Here is a 17,562-nt window from a genome sequence, read left to right as displayed (position 1 = left end):
GTTGCGGGTATCGTGGGTGCGCGAGATAGGCCTGCGACATGGTCAACGCGCCAGCAGCTGGCCCGCGGCATCGTCCACAACCAGACTTTCGGGATCGCCACAATCGACACCGTCGAGCGCGACATCGACGCCCCGTCACTGGTCCGTTCCAAAGCGTCGCCATCGAGGGGCGACGCCAGCCACCGCGGCGTCCAGTTTGCCAAGCCGGCAGCGCGCCAAATGTGATTTCAGAATGTTTTTGGTTGGACTCTACCCTAACCTAACCTTGGATTGAACACGCGAACCCACGAATGCCAGGTCGCCGATCAACGCAGCGTAGGATCGCGGTGTCGAAGCGGGCTCTACTCATAACCCTCTCGGTCGAGCAACCAGCTGGGCGACCCTCTCTGGCTGGCATGTGGGTAGACTTGGCTCAATGCGATCCGTCGGCGGAGACCTTTCGCGGTTCTATCACCTGGAAGAGCGTAACGGCAGCAGGTTACGGTCGATGCATTCGCGGATCACATCCTCAGCTCGATTGGCGAAGCAGCCGGCCAGACCTCCAAGCTTGCCGGCATCCTCGGCTGCATTTCCTGCCCTTGCGCGGTCGGCGATGCCGACGAAGATGACCGCGAAGCGGAAGAGTGCGAAGGCGACGTGGAAGGGTGTCAGCGTCGGCGTGGGGATCGCGGAGGCGTAGTAGCGGGCGACGAACTCCGCCTCGTCGGGAAGCATGAGCGCTGCGCGGTCGAGGCCCAGTATGCCGCCATACTCGTCGGGTGCGGAGTGCCAGGGCATGCAGCAGAAGCCGAGATCGGCGAGCGGATGCCCGAGAGTAGAGAGCTCCCAGTCGAGGATCGCGACGACCTTCGGTTCGGTCGGGTGAAAGAGCATGTTGCCGAGCCGGAAGTCGCCATGCGCGATCGCCACGCGGCCGTCGTCCGCGGGCTGGTTGGCCCGCAGCCACGCGATGACGCGGTCGAGCGCTGGGATGCGCTGGCCAGGCGACTCGTCGTATTGCCGCGACCAGCGGGCGATCTGCCGCTCGAAATAGTTGCCGGGGCGCCCGTAGTCGGCGAGGCCGATCGCGTCGGGACGGATAGCATGCAGCCTGGCCATGGCGTCGGCCATCGCGAGGTAGATGCCGCGGCGCTCGCCCGGCGCGATGTCGCGGAGCGCGCAGTCGTGGAAGACGCGGCCCTCCACACGCTCCATCAGGTAGAACGGCGTGCCGACGATCCCGTCGTCCTCGCACAGCAGCACGGTCTTCGGCACCGGCACATCGGTCGCCTCCAGCGCCTTCAGCACCCGGTACTCGCGCTCCACCGCGTGGGCGCCGGGCAGGATGTGGCCAGCCGGCTTCTTGCGCAGCACCATGCGCCGCGCGCCGTGATCGACGAAGAAGGTGGGATTGGACTGCCCGCCGCCGACGCGCTCGATGCGGAGTTCCGCATGGCCGAACTGTCCGGCGAGAAACGCGTCGAGGCGATCGATGGAGAATTCGGTGATCATGGGGCCCTTCAGCCTTCGTTACCGGACAGCCTGCGGGCCGCCTCGCGCAACGCGAATTTCTGGATCTTGCCGGTGGCCGTTTTCGGGAGTTCCTGCGGCACGAAACGTGACGGCACCTTGTAGCCGGCGAGCCGGTCGCGGCAGAAGGCGCGCAGCTCCGCCTCGTTCGGCTCGGCGTCGCCGCGCAGCTCGACGAACGCCACCGGCGTCTCGCCCCACTTCTCGTGCGGAGCCGCCACGACCGCCGCCAGCAGCACCGCGGGATGCTGATGCAGCACGGCTTCGATCTCGAGGCTCGAGATGTTCTCGCCGCCCGAGATGATGATGTCCTTCGACCGGTCGCGGATTTCGATGTTGCCGTCGGGATGGCGCACGGCGAGGTCGCCGGTGTGGAAGACGCCGCCCCTGAACGCCTGTTCGGTGGTCTCGGCGTCGCGGTAGTAGCCGGCCATCAGCGTGTTGCCCTTCAGCACGATCTCGCCCATCGTCGTGCCGTCCATCGGGACATCCTCGCCCTCCTCACCGATGACGCGCGCGCGCCCGGCGGCGACATGACGCACGCCCTGCTTGGCAAGCTCGGCCGCAACCACGCCGGCCGGCTCGGCGCGCTGCTCATCCGACAGTTCGCGCAGCGTGGCGGGACCAAAGGATTCCGTCAGCCCGTAGAGATGGGTGAGGTCGAAGCCCAGCGCATCGAGCTGCGCGATGAGGGCGCTGGTGGGCGCTGCACCTCCCGTCGCAACCATGATGCGCCGGCCTGCGTCGCGGGTCGCGCGCGCCGGATGGTTGAGCATCATGTAGAGCACCACGGGTGCGCAGGACATGTGGGTCACGCCATGGGCTTCGATCGCCGGGAAAATCAGCGCCGGGTCGGGCCGGTCGAGGCACACATGCAGGCCGCCTGCCGCGGTGACCGCCCAGGTGTGGCACCAGCCGTTGCAGTGGAACATCGGCAGGCTCCAGAGATAGACCGAGCGTGACGTCAGCCCCAGCGCAAGCACGTTGCCGAGCGCGTTCAGGTAGCCGCCGCGATGATGATAGACGACGGCCTTCGGCCGACCCGTGGTCCCCGACGTGTAGTTGAGGCAGAGCGGCTGCCATTCTTCCCTGATCGCCGAGAGGTCGGGTTCGAAGGGCATGTCGTCGTCGCTGAGAAGGTCGAGCTCGGGCGTTCCCCCAGTGCCCTCGCCGCCCGCAAGAGCGATGCACTTGGTGCCGGCGGCGCTGGCCGCCTCGGACGCGACCGCGACGCTCGCCGGATCGGCGACGACGAGCCTGCTCTCGGAGTGCGAGAGGATGTAGCTCACCGTATCGGTGTCGAGCCGCGTGTTTATCGTGTTGAGCACCGCTCCGATCATCGGCACGGCATAGTGCGCGGCAAGCATCTCCGGCCGGTTCGACGCCATGACCGAGACGACCTCCCCCTCGGCCACGCCGCTGGCGCGCAGGAAGCGCGCGAAGCGGGCGACCATCCGGCCGAAATCCCGGTAGCTCCATTGCCGGCCGTTCCATGCGACGGCCGGCCGTTGCGGATAGACCTCCACCGAACGCACCAGAAACTCGACCGGTGTGAGCGGCACGTGGTTCGCCGCTCGCGGCGCTAGATGCGGCTCGACGCGCAATATCCCCTCCCTGGCAGCCTCTACTCGGCAGCGTTCCACGACCAGAAGGCGTCGCCTTCCGTATTGAGGTGGTTGTTGAGGACCATCTTGTGGACCTCGTCGGCGCCGTCGACCAGGCGGGCCTGCCGGGCGTAGCGGTAGATCCACTCCAGCACCGTGTCCTTGGAGTATCCCCGCGCGCCGTTGATCTGGATAGCGGTGTCGGCGGCCTGGTGCAGCAGGTTGGCGACATGGATCTTGGCCATCGAAACCTCCTTGCGCGCGAAGGAGCCCTGATCAATCGCCCATGCCGCCTTCATGACCAGCAGCCGGCCGATCTCGATCTTCATGGCGAGGTCGCCCAGCATCAGCTGGACGGACTCCCGGTCGGCCAGGCGCACGCCGAAGCCGGTGCGCTCGGCGGCATAGGCGCGGGCGATCTCCACGCAGCGCTTCGAGAGACCCAGCCAGCGCATGCAGTGGGTGAGGCGGGCCGGCCCGAGCCGGATCTGCGTCGCCTTGAGGCCGTCGCCTTCCTTCATGAGCACGTTCTCGAAGGGAACCTCGAGGCCGTCGAAGGAGATCTCGCAGTGGCCGCCGTGCTCCTCCGGGCCCATGATCGGGATGCGCCGCTCGATGCGCCAGCCAGGCTGGCTGCGGTCGAACAGCAGCGCGGTGAGGCCCTTGCGCGGGTCGTCCGATGTCTTGGCGACCAGGATGAAGTGTTCGGCTTCCTCGGCGCCGGTGATGAACCATTTGCGGCCGGAGACGACATAGCGGTCGCTGCGCTTCTCGGCGCGTGTGCGGATCATCGACGGATCCGAGCCGCCACCAGGCATGGGCTCGGTCATCACGAAGGCGGAGCGCACCTTGCCGGAGGCGATCGGCTCCAGCCAGCGCGCCTTCTGCTCGGCGGTGGCAACCGCCTCCAAGAGCATCATGTTGCCGTCGTCCGGCGGCGCCGAGTTGAAGATGACGGGTCCGAAGATCGAGCGGTTCATCGCCTCGTAGCAGGCGGCCATGCCGACCTTGCCGAGCCCCTGGCCGCCGTTCTCGGGCTTGAGCTGCAGGCACCACAGGCCGGCAGCACGCGCCTCCGCCCGCAGGCTGGCCGCGAGATCCAGGCGGATGTTCTCGTGCGCGTCGTAGCTGGCGGGATCCGCCTCGAGGGGCAGCACCCGTTCATTCACGAAGTCAGCGATGCGGGCGCGAAAACCTTCGATGCGCGAGGAGATGGTGAAGTCCATGGTAAAACCCCTAGAGCGAGGAGACGAGATGGCCGCCGTCGACGACGAGCGAGGCGCCAGTGATGTAGCTGCCGGCATCCGAGGCGAGCAGCAGGAGTGCACCGTCGAGCTCCTCCGGCCGGCCGAGCCGCCGCTGTGGGATGCGCTTGACGAGCGCCATCCCTGCGTCGGTCTCGAAGAAATCCTGGTTGAGGTCGGTTCGGATGTAGCCCGGGCAGAGTGCGTTGACGCGGATGCCGTAGCGCGCCCATTCGAGCGCCAGCGCTTCCGTCAGCCGCACGACACCGGCCTTGCTCGCGGCATAGGAGGCGACGCCTCCGGCAATCCGGTGGCCGAGGATCGAAGCCACGTTGACGATCGATCCGCCCTTACCCTCGCCCTTCATCCGCCGCGCCGCAGCCTGCGCAACCAGGAACACGCCCCTGAGGTTGGTATCGAGGACACGGTCCCAGTCGCCGGGTTCGATATCGAGCGCGGGACGTGCATCCGAAACGCCGGCATTGTTGATGACCAGGTCGAGGCGAACTTCACGCCGATCCATCTCGGCAAACGCTGCATCCACCGAGGCCTCATCAACGACGTCCAGTGCAAGCGTTTCAGCTCGTCCGCCGGCGCCTTCCATGTCGGCTGTCAGTGCGACCAGTGCTTCCAACCGTCGGGCCGCAAGCACGACATGCCAGCCCCTCTTCGCAAGCAGCCGCGCGAAATGCGCGCCCAACCCCGATGAGGCGCCCGTGATCAATGCAGCGCCACCGTCCATGCTCATTCTCCCTACCAAATTCCGAGCAAGCCCCCCGAACACATATCCCAGCGTTTAGACTTGCTGTCGGGAAAGCTGATCCGCGATGTAGACCCCTATGGGAAGGGATGATGTCGCCGCTGGCGACGGTGCATTGCAGACGTGGAGCATTCGCCTGGTGCGGAGAAAGAGAAAATCGTGGAACAGTTCACCTTCGTCGGTAACGAACTGGGCGCGGATCCCGGCCTCTTTCGGCAACAGGTCGTCGATATTGAGCGAAGGGCAATAGCGACGGCATTCCTGAAGGTAGCGCGTCCTCGAGAGGGAGTTCGCCATCTCCGCGAGACCGGAGCGCCAATGCTTCCGGGCAAGCCTCCAGAGTCCAGCATGGCCGATGATCTCGAGCGCATCGCTGGGTGTGAAGGACCGGCGCTTGTAACCCTCACGGGCGAAGCCGAGAACCGCGTTGGGACCGACCGTCATGTCACCGCCGATGGTCGGAGTGAGATGGATACCCAGGAACGGGAGGTTCGGATCGGGAACCGGATAGATCATGTGGTGCACGACATCGCTGCGCGAGCGCGGTAGCAGATAGTACTCGCCGCGAAAGGGAACGATACGACCCTTTGGGTCGAGTCCCGCCAACCGCGCCAGGCGATCGGATTGAAGGCCGGCGCAAGCGACAAGCTGACGGGCCTCCCAATTCCGCGCTGCTCCGCTGATCACGACGGAATCGGTTGTTTCGCGCAGTCCGTGGATCCGGGCGCCAGTCTCTATTGCGCCGCCCGCCGCGATGAAGCGCGCCGCCAGCGCCTCGGCGACGCGACTATAGTCGACGATGCCGCTATCGGGCACGAGGAGCGCAGCCAGACCGGCGATATTCGGTTCTCGCGAGCGGAGTTCCCCAGCGTCGAGCAATCGGCTGTCAATTTGATTCTCGGCCGCATTGCGCTGAAGCGCGGGAAGACGATCGACCTCTTCCTGACGCGTCGCCACGACCAGCTTGCCGCGCGTCTCGAAGGGGATTTCGTTCTCGGTGCAGAATTGGTGAAGGGCTATCGCGCCCTCCCGGCAGAAGCGGGCTTTCAGGCTTCCCGCCTTGTAGTAGATGCCGGCATGAATGACGCCGCTGTTGTGGCTGGTTTGATGAATGGCGACCTTCTCCTCCTTTTCGAGCAGAAGGATCGACCTGCCGGGGAAGCGATCCACCAACGCGCAAGCCGTTGAAAGGCCGACGATGCCGCCCCCTATGACACAGAAGTCGAATTTCATGTGAGATCACAGCTGTGTGTTCACGTGCGGGCCGCTGCGACGGCCGCAATCTCGATCCGATAGTGCGGTCCGCCGAGCGTTGCCTGGACGGTCGCGCGTGCAGGGGCATTCTCGGGCGTGACCCAAGCCTGCCAGGCGCGATTCATCTCGGCGATCTCCCCTATGTCACGAAGCCAGACCGTGCTCGAGACGAGGAGGGATTTGTCGGTTCCGGCCTCCGACAGGATCTGGTCGATAATCGCCAGGATTGCGACGGTCTGTTGCTCCGTCCCCTTGCATTCAGCGTCCGGGCAAACCTGCCCGGAGATGAAGACAAGCCCGCCAGCCACAACCGCCTCGCTTTTGCGAGCGCCGGGCCGAATTCGCGATGGAATGGCGGCAGGAACGTCGCGATGCATGTCAGCTCTCAGCCGATCGGGACGAGGAAACCGTCTGGAACTTCTGGGGCATGTTGATGCACAGGACTTCCAGATCGTCGGAGTAGTCCAAAACTTCGTGGTCTACCTCTCCCGATTGCAACCAGCCTTCACCGGCGTGCACCGTGACTTCGCCCACATCGTCGATGTGCATCCGTTGCCAGCCTTTGAGCACAAAGAAGTACTGGAACTCGGCGATGTGGTGATGCTCGCCGATATCGTCCGCCTTGTCATATGGTTTGATGGCCCGAACGATATGGATCCCGATCGCACCGTTCGTGGCGTCCCCGATGCCGAGATCGCGCATTGCGAGATTCGGACGATGAGTATGCGTCTTGAACTCGCTTCCCAGCAGGCTGCTGACAACGACTCGCGGATTGGGCTTGATCGACACTTGGGAGTCCTCCGATGTTCTCGGCATCACTGGTAGGGCACCGGAGGGGCCAAAAAAATAACAATTACCAGATACGCGCCATCTAGAAATCTGATGGTATGGGTGGGCTGCTCTCCAACCGCCGCCTCAATTCGCGAGACCTCGTATGGCAAGTATCTTGAACGTCGATATCCGCCAGCTTCGTTACTTTGTGCGGATCGTCGAGACGGGATCGTTTTCAAAGGCTTCGGTGGATCTCGGAATTGCGCAATCGGCCTTGAGCTACCAGGTGCGTGAGATGGAAGCCGCGCTACACGCGCAATTGCTCGTCCGTCATCGCCAGGGTGTATCGCTGACCGAAGCCGGCAGGGCCGTTCTGGAGCGTGCGAGCGTCATCATCAGCGAGATAAACGCGCTGCGCAGCGAAGTTAGCGCGAGCAGTCGGTTTCCTTCCGGGACCGTCACTTTTGCGGCGCCGCCGACACCCGCAAAGCTGGTCGTCCCGCAAGTGGTCGAACGGTTCCGACAGCAATTTCCCAACGTGCGGCTGGTCGTGCGCGAGGGGCCGTCGGGAGCGGTTCGCGACTGGCTGGCAAGCGGCACCATCGACGTAGGACTACTGTATGATTTCGCCATCGGCGAGAAGACGAACGCCGTTGTGCTCCTTACGGAGGAAATGCACTTTGTCGGCGCCGCAGGTGCCAGCCGTCCCCCGGAAGGCGCGTCGATCGAGGAAATCCTGGCGCTGCCCCTGGTTCTCACCGAGCGAAGCTATGAATGGCGCCTGACGGTGGAGAGGGCGTTGGCGGATCGGCAGATCCGGCTGAACGTGAGCGCCGAAGTGAATTCGCTCGCCACCATTCGGGAACTCGTCAGGCGGAATTTCGCGTATTCCATACTGCCGCAATCGGTATTGTATCCCGAGCTTGCAAGCGGCGAAGTATGGGCGATGGCGCTTGCGGGGCTCCGCATACCCGTCACCCTGAACCTTGTGAGAGCGGCCAACCGACCCGTTTCCGTCGCGTCACGAGAACTTCAGCGGATCATCTCCGAAGAGGTGGCAAAGCTCGAAATGGAATCCCTTCGAAACAACTGACTTCAGCCATGTAACTGCGCTCAGGCTTCCGGACCGGCTGGCGTTCGGCATCCGGAGCGGACCGGAACTCCACAGAGTGTCGCGCGCGGCAGCCATTCGCCTCGCTGGACGGGGCCTCAGACGCGCCCCGCCCGAACGATGAGCGTCGCACGGGCCGAGGTTTCGCGTCAGGGTGGCTACTTGGTATTGTCCACGAATGCGAGGCTTGGGGGAACAAATCGACCGCCGCCATCCACATGCATGACTTCGCCGCTCATGAAGCCATTCGTCATCAGGTGAATTGCGGCGTACGCGGCGTCCATCGCGTCTCCCAACCGCTTGACTGGGATCGTCGCCGCCATCTGTTTCATCTTGGAAGACGGATCGGGACCGAGAAGGGATTCGAAGAGCGGTGTTCGTGTGTAGCCTGGCGCGACGGCATTTACACGGATGGGTGCGAGATCCAGCGCAAGGCCTCGTGTCAACCCTTCCGTCGCGCAAAGGACGGCATGCTTGAGAGCCGCGCCAGGCACCGGACGTGATCCCAGCCCGCCCGATAGGAAAGTGATGGACCCTTCAGTCATATGTTTGGCGGCAAGTTTGCCGATATTGATCGGAGCCCAAAGTCGCTCCTCGACGAGCACGGAAATCTCGGCGCGCGTCAATTCTGCGAGTTTTCCGAAGAGGTGTGTTCCGGCCGCCAACAGAATGTGATCGAATTTTTGACGGCTTTCGAAAACAGCCTGAAGGTCCTCGCTGCGAGTGACATCAGCGACCGCGAAGTCGCAACCGCCGATCTCGATACTTGCCCGCTCCAGCGCTTCGCGTGTGCGTCCTGCGACCAGGACATTGGCGCCCAGGGCATGCGCAATTCTAGCGGTTGCGAACCCGATCCCGCTGCCTCCCCCGAGAATGAGAACGCTCTTGTCTCGCAAGCCCGGCTTGAAAAGAGGAATGTCCACCAACTCGAAATCCGCTTGTTGGTCATCATGGCGACGATTGAGCACTCGGGCCTCCGCATTCTAGGATCGCATGCCGACAGCGGTCATTTGCTGGCTGTCGCTTCGCCAATTTTGCTATTCGAGACGTCTCCACCGAGGCCAACACAATTTTGCGTTGGATGTCAGCGTGTTTTTAGATGGCGAACATCGATCGTATGAATGGGTTCGTTGGATTCGTGACGTTTTGTTGATCTGAAGGTGGGATCAGGACGAGTTCTATCGAATTCCAAGATGTCTGGGAGCGAAAAATTGGTCTTTCGTTGGCCGCTGACAACGTTCAATAGAGTTGCCAACTAGGGCACTCGGTCAAGCGCTTGGTGCTAGCGGCCGCGCTGCCGAGTGGGAGAGGATGACACTCATGCTGCAGACTATGACGACTATCGACGAAATCATCGTGGGTGGCGTTCTTGGCTCAAGCAAGAATCCGGACGAGGCATCGTTCGTCGTCAGCCATGGCAAGGGTGCGAAGCTCTGGTCGAGTTCGGGGCATGAATACACCGACTATGTTCTTGGATCGGGTCCGATGGTGCTGGGTCATGCCCATCCTGCTGTCGTAGATGCGATTACCGCGCAGGCGGCGCGAGGAACGCAGTTCTATCTCATGAACGAGGTTGCACCTGAACTTGCGAGGCGTGTCTGTCGCCTCGTTCCGTGTGCGGAAACCGTCAAGTTCGTGGGGGATGGCGCTGAAGCGACCTTCTACTCCCTTCGGCTGGCGAGGGCGTTCACGGGGCGCAGCAAGATCCTCAAGTTTGCCGGCGGCTACCACGGTCATCATGACTACGTCCAGCAGGGGGTGTTCGACGCATCGGGCCGATCGGGCCTGTCTCTGGGCCCGGACAATGCGGGTATTCCCCAGGCCATCTCGGAGGACGTGCTCCTTTCGCCCTTCAACGATTTGGAGGCGGCGAGGAGACTGGTGGCAGAGTATGGACCCGATCTGGCGGCGATCATCGTCGAGCCGATACAGCGGGCCCTTCTGCCGGAGGGCGGCTTCCTGCAGGGACTGCGGGATTTGTGCGACCAGAATGGATCGATCCTCGTCTTCGATGAGATCGTTACCGGCTTTCGAGTGGCGCCCGGTGGCGCTCAGGAACTTTACGGAGTGACGCCCGACCTCTGCGCACTCGGCAAGATTCTTGGGGGCGGTCTCCCGATTGCCGCTGTCGCCGGTCGACGCGATCTCATCGAGCTGAGCGTCCCCTATCGCGCTGCAGATGGCCGGTCGATCTTCCTCAGCGGAACGTTGAACGGGAATCCCCTCTGCGCCGCCGCGGGCATTGCTACCCTCGACACCCTCCAGCAGATCGGAGCCCAAGAGAAGATTGCAAAGACCGGCGAGGCATTGCGGCGCGGGTTGGAGGAGAATGCCCGCAAGTTGTCGATCCCATTCCAGATGGTCGGCCACCCCACCTTCGCGCAGCCCGTCTTCCGTGAGGGCCGCATTCGGAACTACGCGGATTTCGCGGCAGCCGATTTCCAGCTCGCAAGGCGCTTTGGCGTCGAGATGATCAAGCGCGGACAGAACCTCGTCGTTGGCGGCAAAGTCTATATTTCGACCGAGCACGACGAGAACATCGTCTCATCGACTGTCGAGGCGGGGTTCCAGGCAATGTCAGCGATGAGAGATGCCGGGCACTTCGGCTGATCCGACAGAAATAACCAAACACACATAGGGAGAGATGATGTTCAAGCAGTTGGCACTGTCTGTGGCAATGGTGGTCGGAGCGGCGGTAGGCGCAGCGGTCGCGCAGGAAGCTCCGACCTTCGACCAGGTCCTCGCCGGGGCAAAGGAGGAGGGCAAGCTCATCGTATGGGGTTCGTCGCCGAACAAGCCCGAGACCTATCAGGCGCTCTTCGACGCTTTCAACAAACGGTTTGGCCTCGATATCCAGGCGGAGTTCCTCCCCATCAATGGTGCCAAGGCGAGACCCCGGATCATCGCCGAGTCGGCCGCAGGTAAGGTCTCGGTCGACATTGTGATGGGTGAATCGGCGGACGGTTCGATGCTGCTGGTCCAGTCGGGCCACATCAAGCCTTATCCTTGGCAGCAGGTGTTCGGGGAAAAGCTTGGGAACATCGAGGCGTCGTATTTTGGCGTTCCCGAACTCGATGGGGCTGCCCTGACCTACCTCGACGGCATGTCGGGGATTGCCTGGAATACCGGCCTGATTGCCGATGGCGACGTTCCGAGCACCTGGGGCGAACTGGCCGACCCGAAATACCAGGGCCAGGTCGGGATGAACGCACTCCTGCTTACGCCTTTGGACCAGACCGCCTATGTGCGGGGCACCGCAGAGACGCTGGAACTTGCAAAGAAGCTTCTCGCGAACAAGCCGCGGCTCGAAAACGGTACCCCGGCGGTGGCGATGGCCGTCTCGGCGGGCACCGTCCCCTTTGGTGTGTCGGGCTACCATCACGCGATGCGAGCCATCAACAATGGCGAGCCGGTGAAGTTCAAGTTCTTTTCCGACATCATCCCGCATTCGCCCCTGTGCCTCTACGTTGTCGAAAAATCGTCCAATCCGAATACGGCGCGCCTGTTCTCGGCGTGGTTCGTCACCGAGGGTCTAGCCATCGCCGCAGAGCACGAGCCCATTCCGTCGCTGAGAAACAAGGATTCTGACTTTGCGAAGGCGGTAAGCGACCATCTGGCTGAGACAGGGGCCAAGGTCTCCAAGCCGGACTCGGCCAAGGGCATTGCGGATGTCATGGAGCTTCGCAAGGAACTGCAGTCGCTCATGACCGCAGCCCAATAGGCTCCCACGCAATTCGGCGGGCCGCGGCAACGCCGTGGCCCGTATTTCTGGACCAGGCGATGCTACAAATCCGCAATCTCGAGAAGCATTACCCGTCGAGCAGTTCCCGACCGGTGATGAAGGCCATAGACACGATCTCGTTCGACGTGGCGAAGGGTGATTTTTTCACCCTCCTGGGGCCAAGCGGCTGCGGGAAGACGACCACCCTGCAGTGTATCGCGGGGTTGGAGCAGCCAACGGGCGGCGAAATCCTGATGGGCGGCGACGTCGTCTACAGTTCGGCGAGCCGGACGATCGTGGCGCCGAACCGTCGCAATCTGGGCATGATCTTCCAGTCCTACGCGATCTGGCCGCACAAGACCGTTTTCGAGAATGTGGCATTTCCCCTCGTTCACGGTCAGCAGCGGGTCGGTCGTGAGGAGGTGCGTCGTCGTGTGATGGACGCGCTGGACTTAGTGAAACTCGCAGACCTTGCGGATCGACCGTCACCCTTCCTGAGCGGCGGGCAGCAGCAGCGCGTGGCGCTAGCGCGCGCCGTGGTGCACAGGCCGCGCCTCCTCTTGCTCGACGAGCCGCTGAGCAACCTCGATGCGAAACTTCGCGATGAGATGCGGGTCGAACTCCGGCGTCTGGTCAAGGAACTCGGCATTACCACGATCTTTGTCACGCATGATCAGATCGAGGCGATGGCGATGTCCGATCAGATCGTCCTCATGCGCTCTGGCAAGATCGTCCAGCGCGGCACGCCGCGGGAACTTTATCTTTCTCCGAGAGATGCCTTTACCGCCGCGTTCATGGGACGGAGCAATCTTGTTCCTGCAGAAATTGTCGCCGGCGCGAACGGGCGCATCGTCCGATCGCCGCTCGGAGAGTTCGAATGCGAGATCGATCCGGCGCTTTTGCCGGGACACTCGGCCTACCTGGTTTTCCGCCAGCAGGCCGCAGAACTCCTCGGCCCGCAATCCATGCCCGCGGCGAACACCTTCTCCTGCAAGGTGAGGGAAGTGCACTTCCTGGGAGACAACGTCGAACTCGACGTGACGACGAACGGTGTGGACTATCGGCTTCTTCTCGACCCCTATGGCGAGTTCCTGCCTGGGCAGGACTTGTGTCTCCGGATCCCCGGCGAAAGGCTGGTGGTCGTGCCTCGTGAAGATGGAGCGGGGCGTTGAGCGGGGCCACTTCTCCCAGGAGCGGCACATCGATCCAGGATGTCTTCCAGTACGGGCTGCTCGCCTTGCTGTTGGTCCTCGTCTTGGGTCCTTTGCTGGTGCTCCTCATAACCAGCGTCAGTCCGCCGGGAAGCGTACCGCTCACCGAATGGAATCTCACCCTCCAGAACTTCCGTGATATTCTCGCGCTTTCGGATACTTGGAAGATCGTACTCAACACCCTGCAGTTCGCTCTGGGGAGCGTGCTACTCGGCGGATTGATCGCGCTCTGCATCGCCTGGCTCACCGAGCGAACGGATATGCCGTTCAAGACGACGATCCGGGTGATCATGTTCTCGTGGATGGCGATCCCGCCGCTGGTCTTCGGCTACGGCTGGGTCCTCAGCATCAATCCGAGCAACGGCGTTGCCAACAACGTCGCCAAAGCGCTGTTCGACATTACCTGGTCTCCGTTCTCGCCCTATTCGATGTCTGCGCTCATCGTCATCAGCGCGCTTGGACTGACGCCCACCGCGTTCGTGATGATAAGCGGCTTGCTGCGTAACATGGACCCCGTGCTGGAGCAGGCGGGCCAGGTCTTGGGTGCGAAGCGCTGGACGGTTCTGCGCACGATCACCTTGCCGCTGATGACGCCCGGCATGCTGGCCGTGGGAATGTACCTCATCATGGGCATGGTGCAGACATTCGACCTGCCGCTGATCATCGGCCTGTCGGCACGGATTCCGGTGCTCAGCACCCGCATCTATACGCTTGCCTCGCCAGAAGTCGGAACACTGCCAAACTATGGGCTGGCTGCGGCTTTCGGTGTCTTCCTGCTCGTGATCGCGATGATCATGATGCTGTTCTACTTCCGGGCGACCCGTATCAGCGAACGTTTCCGCGTGGTCACCGGCAAGGCATACCGACCGCGGCCGGTCAGGCTGGGCGGCTTCCGCTACGCCGCCCTCGCACTCGTGCTTGCCTATGTGCTGGTGATGCTGATGCCGGTGCTGACCCTATTGTGGGCAAGCTTGCTGCCCTTCTATCAAGCACCGTCGATGGCTGCCTTGGAGAAGGTCTCCCTGGCATCGTACGAGCGGATCCTGTCGAGTTCGATGGTGTTGCGATCCATCGCCAACACAGCGGTACTGATGATCCTCAGCGCGACGGCCGTGATGGTGATCTGCTTCTTCGTGAGTTGGTTCTCCGTACGCCGTCGCAGCGCGGGGAGTCGTTGGATCGACACGCTTTCGTTCGCGCCTGTCGCCGTGCCGCCAATCGTGATGGCGATCGCCGTCTTGCTGCTCTATCTGCGGACACCCCTCTACGGGACGATATGGATCCTGCTGATCGGTCACGTTTCCGTCTACATCGCCTTTGGATCGCGGACCATGACGAGCGCCATGCTCCAGTTGCACAAGGAACTGGAGGACGCCGCGCTGATCAGCGGTGCGGGATGGCTGACCAGTCTCAGGACGGTGGTGTTTCCGCTGTTGAAGGGCCAAGTCATGAACGGATGGCTCTGGGTGCTCGCCCACAGCGCCCGTGATCTGACCTTCCCCCTGATCATGCTCAGTACAAGCAACGTGGTCGCTGCGTCGGCGATCTGGACGATGTGGGACTATCCGGATCTCCCTGGCGCAGCCGCGCTGGCCGTCCTGCTCGTGGTGGCCATGATGGCATTCGTCATACCCCTGCAGCTGATTTCGGCACGTCGGCAGGACGCCTGACCGGCGCTGCCATCCACTGCCATTCGAAACCTGGAGACAATCGTGAGCCGGACTTGGGATGCGACCGAACCTCTGGTCGCTGATACGAACTGGGGCCGTCTTCCCGACGGCTGGGACTATGTCGAGGTGGCCGGCGTCGGCGTCGATGTGGCCGACAATGTCTACGTCTTCAACCGCGGCGAACATCCCGTCATCGTCTTTGACCGAGAGGGAAATTTCCTGCGGTCGTGGGGCGAGGGCGTTTTTTCGAGGCCACATGGGCTGCATGTCGGCCATGATGGCATGGTGTACTGTACCGACGAGGGCGACCACACGGTTCGCAAGTGCACACCGGAAGGCCGCGTGCTGCTCGAGATAGGGCTTCCGAACCAGCCTTCGCCCCACATGAGCGGTCTTCCGTTCAACCGCTGCACGCATACAGCACTCTCACCGGAAGGTGATATCTATGTCTCCGACGGTTATGGCAATGCGTGCGTCCACAAATACGCCCAGGAGGGAAAGCACCTCTTCTCTTGGGGGGCTCCAGGGATCGAGCCCGGCAATTTCAATGTTGCCCACAACATCGTGTGCGACGATCTCGGCATCGTTTACGTCGCCGATCGCGAAAACCACCGCGTCCAGCGGTTCGATGGCAATGGCCGCTATCTCGGGCAATGGAACAATATCCACCGGCCCTGCGCGTTGTGCGCGACGCGAGGGAGCAATCCGGTGTTTATCGTGGGCGAGCTTGGACCATCCATGCCGGTCAACGTGAGGACGCCAAATCTCGGTCTGCGGGTAAGCGTCCTCGATCAAGACGGCAATACCATAGAACGCTTTGGCAAGGGTGTCCCGGGGCGAGGGCCTGAACATTTCATCGCGCCACATGGCATAGCGGTCGACTCACGGGGCACCATCTACGTCGGTGAGGTCGCGGCAGCGGCCTGGCCCCGATACAACCCCGGAACACCCAAACCCGACGACCTGGTTCTGCTGCGCCGTTTGCTGCGCAAGACCTGACCGATATTCAAACTGGAGTGATTGAGATGACGTTCAAGTCAGGCGCTCAGCTGCTTGTCGACGTGCTGACGGCGAACGGTGTGGACCGCGTGTTCTGCGTGCCGGGGGAGAGCTATCTCGCCGTCCTGGACGCGCTCCATGACACGCGGGAGATAGAGACCGTCGTCTGCCGCCACGAGGGCGGCGTTGCCATGATGGCCGAGGCTGATGGCAAGCTCACCGGTCGTCCCGGCATCGCCTTCGTGACACGCGGACCCGGAGCGACAAACGCAACGGCGGGCTTGCACGTGGCGATGCAGGATTCGACACCCATGGTTCTCTTCATCGGCCAGATTGCACGCGCTTCGCGCGAACGCGAAGCATTCCAGGAGCTAGATTACAGGCGAATGCTCGGGCAACTGTCGAAACTGACGATAGAGATCGACAGCGCCGAACGGGTTCCCGAGATTGTCGGTCGCGCCTTTCGAACTGCGACATCAGGCCGGCCCGGCCCGGTCGTCATCGTCCTGCCCGAGGACATGCTGGAGGAGAGCGTAGAGGCAGTTGATTTGCTGCCGAATGCGCCCGTCGAGATTTATCCCTCGCTGGATCAACTGGCGGAACTCGACCGCATGATCGAAGTCTCCGAGAGGCCTTTGCTGCTTGTGGGAGGATCTCGCTGGGATGCGTCGGCTCGCGAGTCTCTGCAGCTATGGGCCGCGGCCCGCGAGCTTCCGGTGGTTACCGCCTTCAGGCGGCAGGATCGCTTTGACAACACCAACCCTTGCTATGTCGGTGATATGGGAATCGGGACCAACCCCGATCTTCTGGCCTACCTGGCCTCGGTCGATCTCCTGGTTGTTGTCGGCGCGCGGCTGGACGATCTGACGACCGCCGGCTATTCGAGGCTCGCCGTTCCGACGCCAGGACAGAAGATCGTCCACGTATTTCCAAGCGCCGAGGAACTGGGCAAGGTCTACCGCACCAATCTCGCGATCGTCGCGACACCGCGGGGTTTTGCCGCTATGCTGCCAAACAGCGGCGCCGGGAAGCTTTCCAGGGCGACTGAGACCGCGAGACTTCGCGCGTCCTATGAAAAGTGGCAGCAACCTTTGCCTGCTCCTGGGACAGTAAACATGTCCGAAATCGTCAGTGAGTTCCGCAAGCAACTCCCGCACGATGCAATCATCACGAACGGTGCAGGGAATTTCGCGACGTGGGTGCACCGTTTTCACCGCTTCGAGGCGTTGGGCAGCCAGCTTGCGCCGACCAGTGGTTCGATGGGGTATGGCCTGCCGGCCGCGGTGGCCGCGAAACTTCGATTCAAGGATCGGACCGTTGTCTGCGTCGCCGGCGACGGCGATTTTCAGATGACCTGTCAGGAGTTTGGCACCGCCGCACAGGCCGGGGCGAACATCATCTGTGTCGTCGTGGATAATGCCATGTACGGCACCATCCGGATGCATCAGGAGAGGGAGTATCCGGGCCGCGTTCAGGCCACGGGTCTCGAAAACCCCGATTTCGCGATGATTGCGAAAGCATACGGATGTTTCGGGGAAACCGTCGTGTCGACCGATCAGTTTTTTCCCGCTCTGACGCGTGCAATGGATGCCGGTCGCCCGGCACTTTTGCATGTGATCGTCGATCCTGAGGCCTTGACCCCTGCGCAGACACTTTCCGCGATTAGGTCGCAGACCGCAACTCGGACACCATGATCGCCATAGCCCGG

The 17,562-nt window shown here is 62.5% G+C and carries 15 protein-coding genes; 7 read left to right on the top strand and 8 right to left on the bottom strand.

Annotated elements, in window-relative coordinates; all coding sequences use genetic code 11:
- Nucleotides 1-450: 450 nt before the first annotated feature.
- From PD284_RS23585 to PD284_RS23555, 7 genes are all read right to left on the bottom strand, one after another.
- Entirely contained in the window at nucleotides 451-1,491 is a 1,041-nt protein-coding gene (locus PD284_RS23585; protein ID WP_274630803.1) for a phosphotransferase family protein, read from the bottom strand.
- 8 nt (nucleotides 1,492-1,499) lie between these two features.
- On the bottom strand, nucleotides 1,500-3,071 hold the full coding sequence (locus PD284_RS23580) for an AMP-binding protein (protein WP_274630802.1): 1,572 nt from the start codon (nucleotides 3,069-3,071) through the stop codon (nucleotides 1,500-1,502).
- A 62-nt stretch (nucleotides 3,072-3,133) separates the two neighbouring features.
- Nucleotides 3,134-4,339: an acyl-CoA dehydrogenase family protein gene (locus PD284_RS23575; RefSeq protein WP_274630801.1), complete on the bottom strand. Its 1,206-nt coding sequence runs from the start codon at nucleotides 4,337-4,339 to the stop codon at nucleotides 3,134-3,136.
- Between the two features lie 10 nt (nucleotides 4,340-4,349).
- On the bottom strand, nucleotides 4,350-5,099 hold the full coding sequence (locus PD284_RS23570) for an SDR family NAD(P)-dependent oxidoreductase (protein WP_338036690.1): 750 nt from the start codon (nucleotides 5,097-5,099) through the stop codon (nucleotides 4,350-4,352).
- A gap of 54 nt (nucleotides 5,100-5,153) precedes the next feature.
- Nucleotides 5,154-6,350: an L-2-hydroxyglutarate oxidase gene (lhgO, locus tag PD284_RS23565; RefSeq protein ID WP_274630799.1), complete on the bottom strand. Its 1,197-nt coding sequence runs from the start codon at nucleotides 6,348-6,350 to the stop codon at nucleotides 5,154-5,156.
- 20 nt (nucleotides 6,351-6,370) lie between these two features.
- Nucleotides 6,371-6,748, bottom strand: coding sequence for a RidA family protein (locus tag PD284_RS23560; RefSeq protein ID WP_274630798.1), 378 nt, complete (start codon nucleotides 6,746-6,748; stop codon nucleotides 6,371-6,373).
- A gap of 1 nt (nucleotide 6,749) precedes the next feature.
- Nucleotides 6,750-7,160 carry a cupin domain-containing protein gene (locus PD284_RS23555; RefSeq protein WP_274630797.1) on the bottom strand — a complete coding sequence of 137 codons (411 nt, stop codon included), beginning with the start codon at nucleotides 7,158-7,160 and terminating at the stop codon, nucleotides 6,750-6,752.
- 157 nt (nucleotides 7,161-7,317) lie between these two features.
- Here PD284_RS23555 and PD284_RS23550 point away from each other — a divergent pair, with 157 nt between their 5' ends.
- Nucleotides 7,318-8,235 (top strand): LysR family transcriptional regulator, encoded by a 918-nt coding sequence (locus PD284_RS23550; RefSeq protein ID WP_274630796.1) that lies wholly within the window; start codon nucleotides 7,318-7,320, stop codon nucleotides 8,233-8,235.
- 176 nt (nucleotides 8,236-8,411) lie between these two features.
- Here PD284_RS23550 and PD284_RS23545 read toward each other — a convergent pair whose 3' ends face one another.
- The gene (locus PD284_RS23545) at nucleotides 8,412-9,221 is read right to left on the bottom strand and encodes an SDR family oxidoreductase (protein WP_274630795.1); all 810 of its coding nucleotides are present in this window, start codon (nucleotides 9,219-9,221) and stop codon (nucleotides 8,412-8,414) included.
- 352 nt (nucleotides 9,222-9,573) lie between these two features.
- Between PD284_RS23545 and PD284_RS23540 the strand changes: the two genes are divergently transcribed.
- From PD284_RS23540 to PD284_RS23515, 6 genes are all read left to right on the top strand, one after another.
- On the top strand, nucleotides 9,574-10,863 hold the full coding sequence (locus tag PD284_RS23540; RefSeq protein ID WP_274630794.1) for an aspartate aminotransferase family protein: 1,290 nt from the start codon (nucleotides 9,574-9,576) through the stop codon (nucleotides 10,861-10,863).
- Between the two features lie 37 nt (nucleotides 10,864-10,900).
- Nucleotides 10,901-11,974 (top strand): ABC transporter substrate-binding protein, encoded by a 1,074-nt coding sequence (locus PD284_RS23535; RefSeq protein ID WP_274630793.1) that lies wholly within the window; start codon nucleotides 10,901-10,903, stop codon nucleotides 11,972-11,974.
- 59 nt (nucleotides 11,975-12,033) lie between these two features.
- Entirely contained in the window at nucleotides 12,034-13,146 is a 1,113-nt protein-coding gene (locus tag PD284_RS23530) for an ABC transporter ATP-binding protein (protein ID WP_274630792.1), read from the top strand.
- Nucleotides 13,147-13,211: 65 nt separating this feature from the next.
- Complete coding sequence (locus PD284_RS23525; RefSeq protein WP_274630791.1) at nucleotides 13,212-14,855, top strand: ABC transporter permease; 1,644 nt, start codon at nucleotides 13,212-13,214, stop codon at nucleotides 14,853-14,855.
- A 42-nt stretch (nucleotides 14,856-14,897) separates the two neighbouring features.
- Complete coding sequence (locus PD284_RS23520; protein ID WP_274630790.1) at nucleotides 14,898-15,854, top strand: peptidyl-alpha-hydroxyglycine alpha-amidating lyase family protein; 957 nt, start codon at nucleotides 14,898-14,900, stop codon at nucleotides 15,852-15,854.
- 26 nt (nucleotides 15,855-15,880) lie between these two features.
- Nucleotides 15,881-17,548: a thiamine pyrophosphate-binding protein gene (locus PD284_RS23515; protein ID WP_274630789.1), complete on the top strand. Its 1,668-nt coding sequence runs from the start codon at nucleotides 15,881-15,883 to the stop codon at nucleotides 17,546-17,548.
- Nucleotides 17,549-17,562 lie beyond the last annotated feature (14 nt).

It is taken from the genome of Mesorhizobium shangrilense (genome assembly GCF_028826155.1).
In the GTDB taxonomy this organism is placed as follows: Bacteria; Pseudomonadota; Alphaproteobacteria; order Rhizobiales; family Rhizobiaceae; genus Arvimicrobium; species Arvimicrobium flavum.
This window is presented reverse-complemented; position numbering and strand designations above follow the sequence as displayed.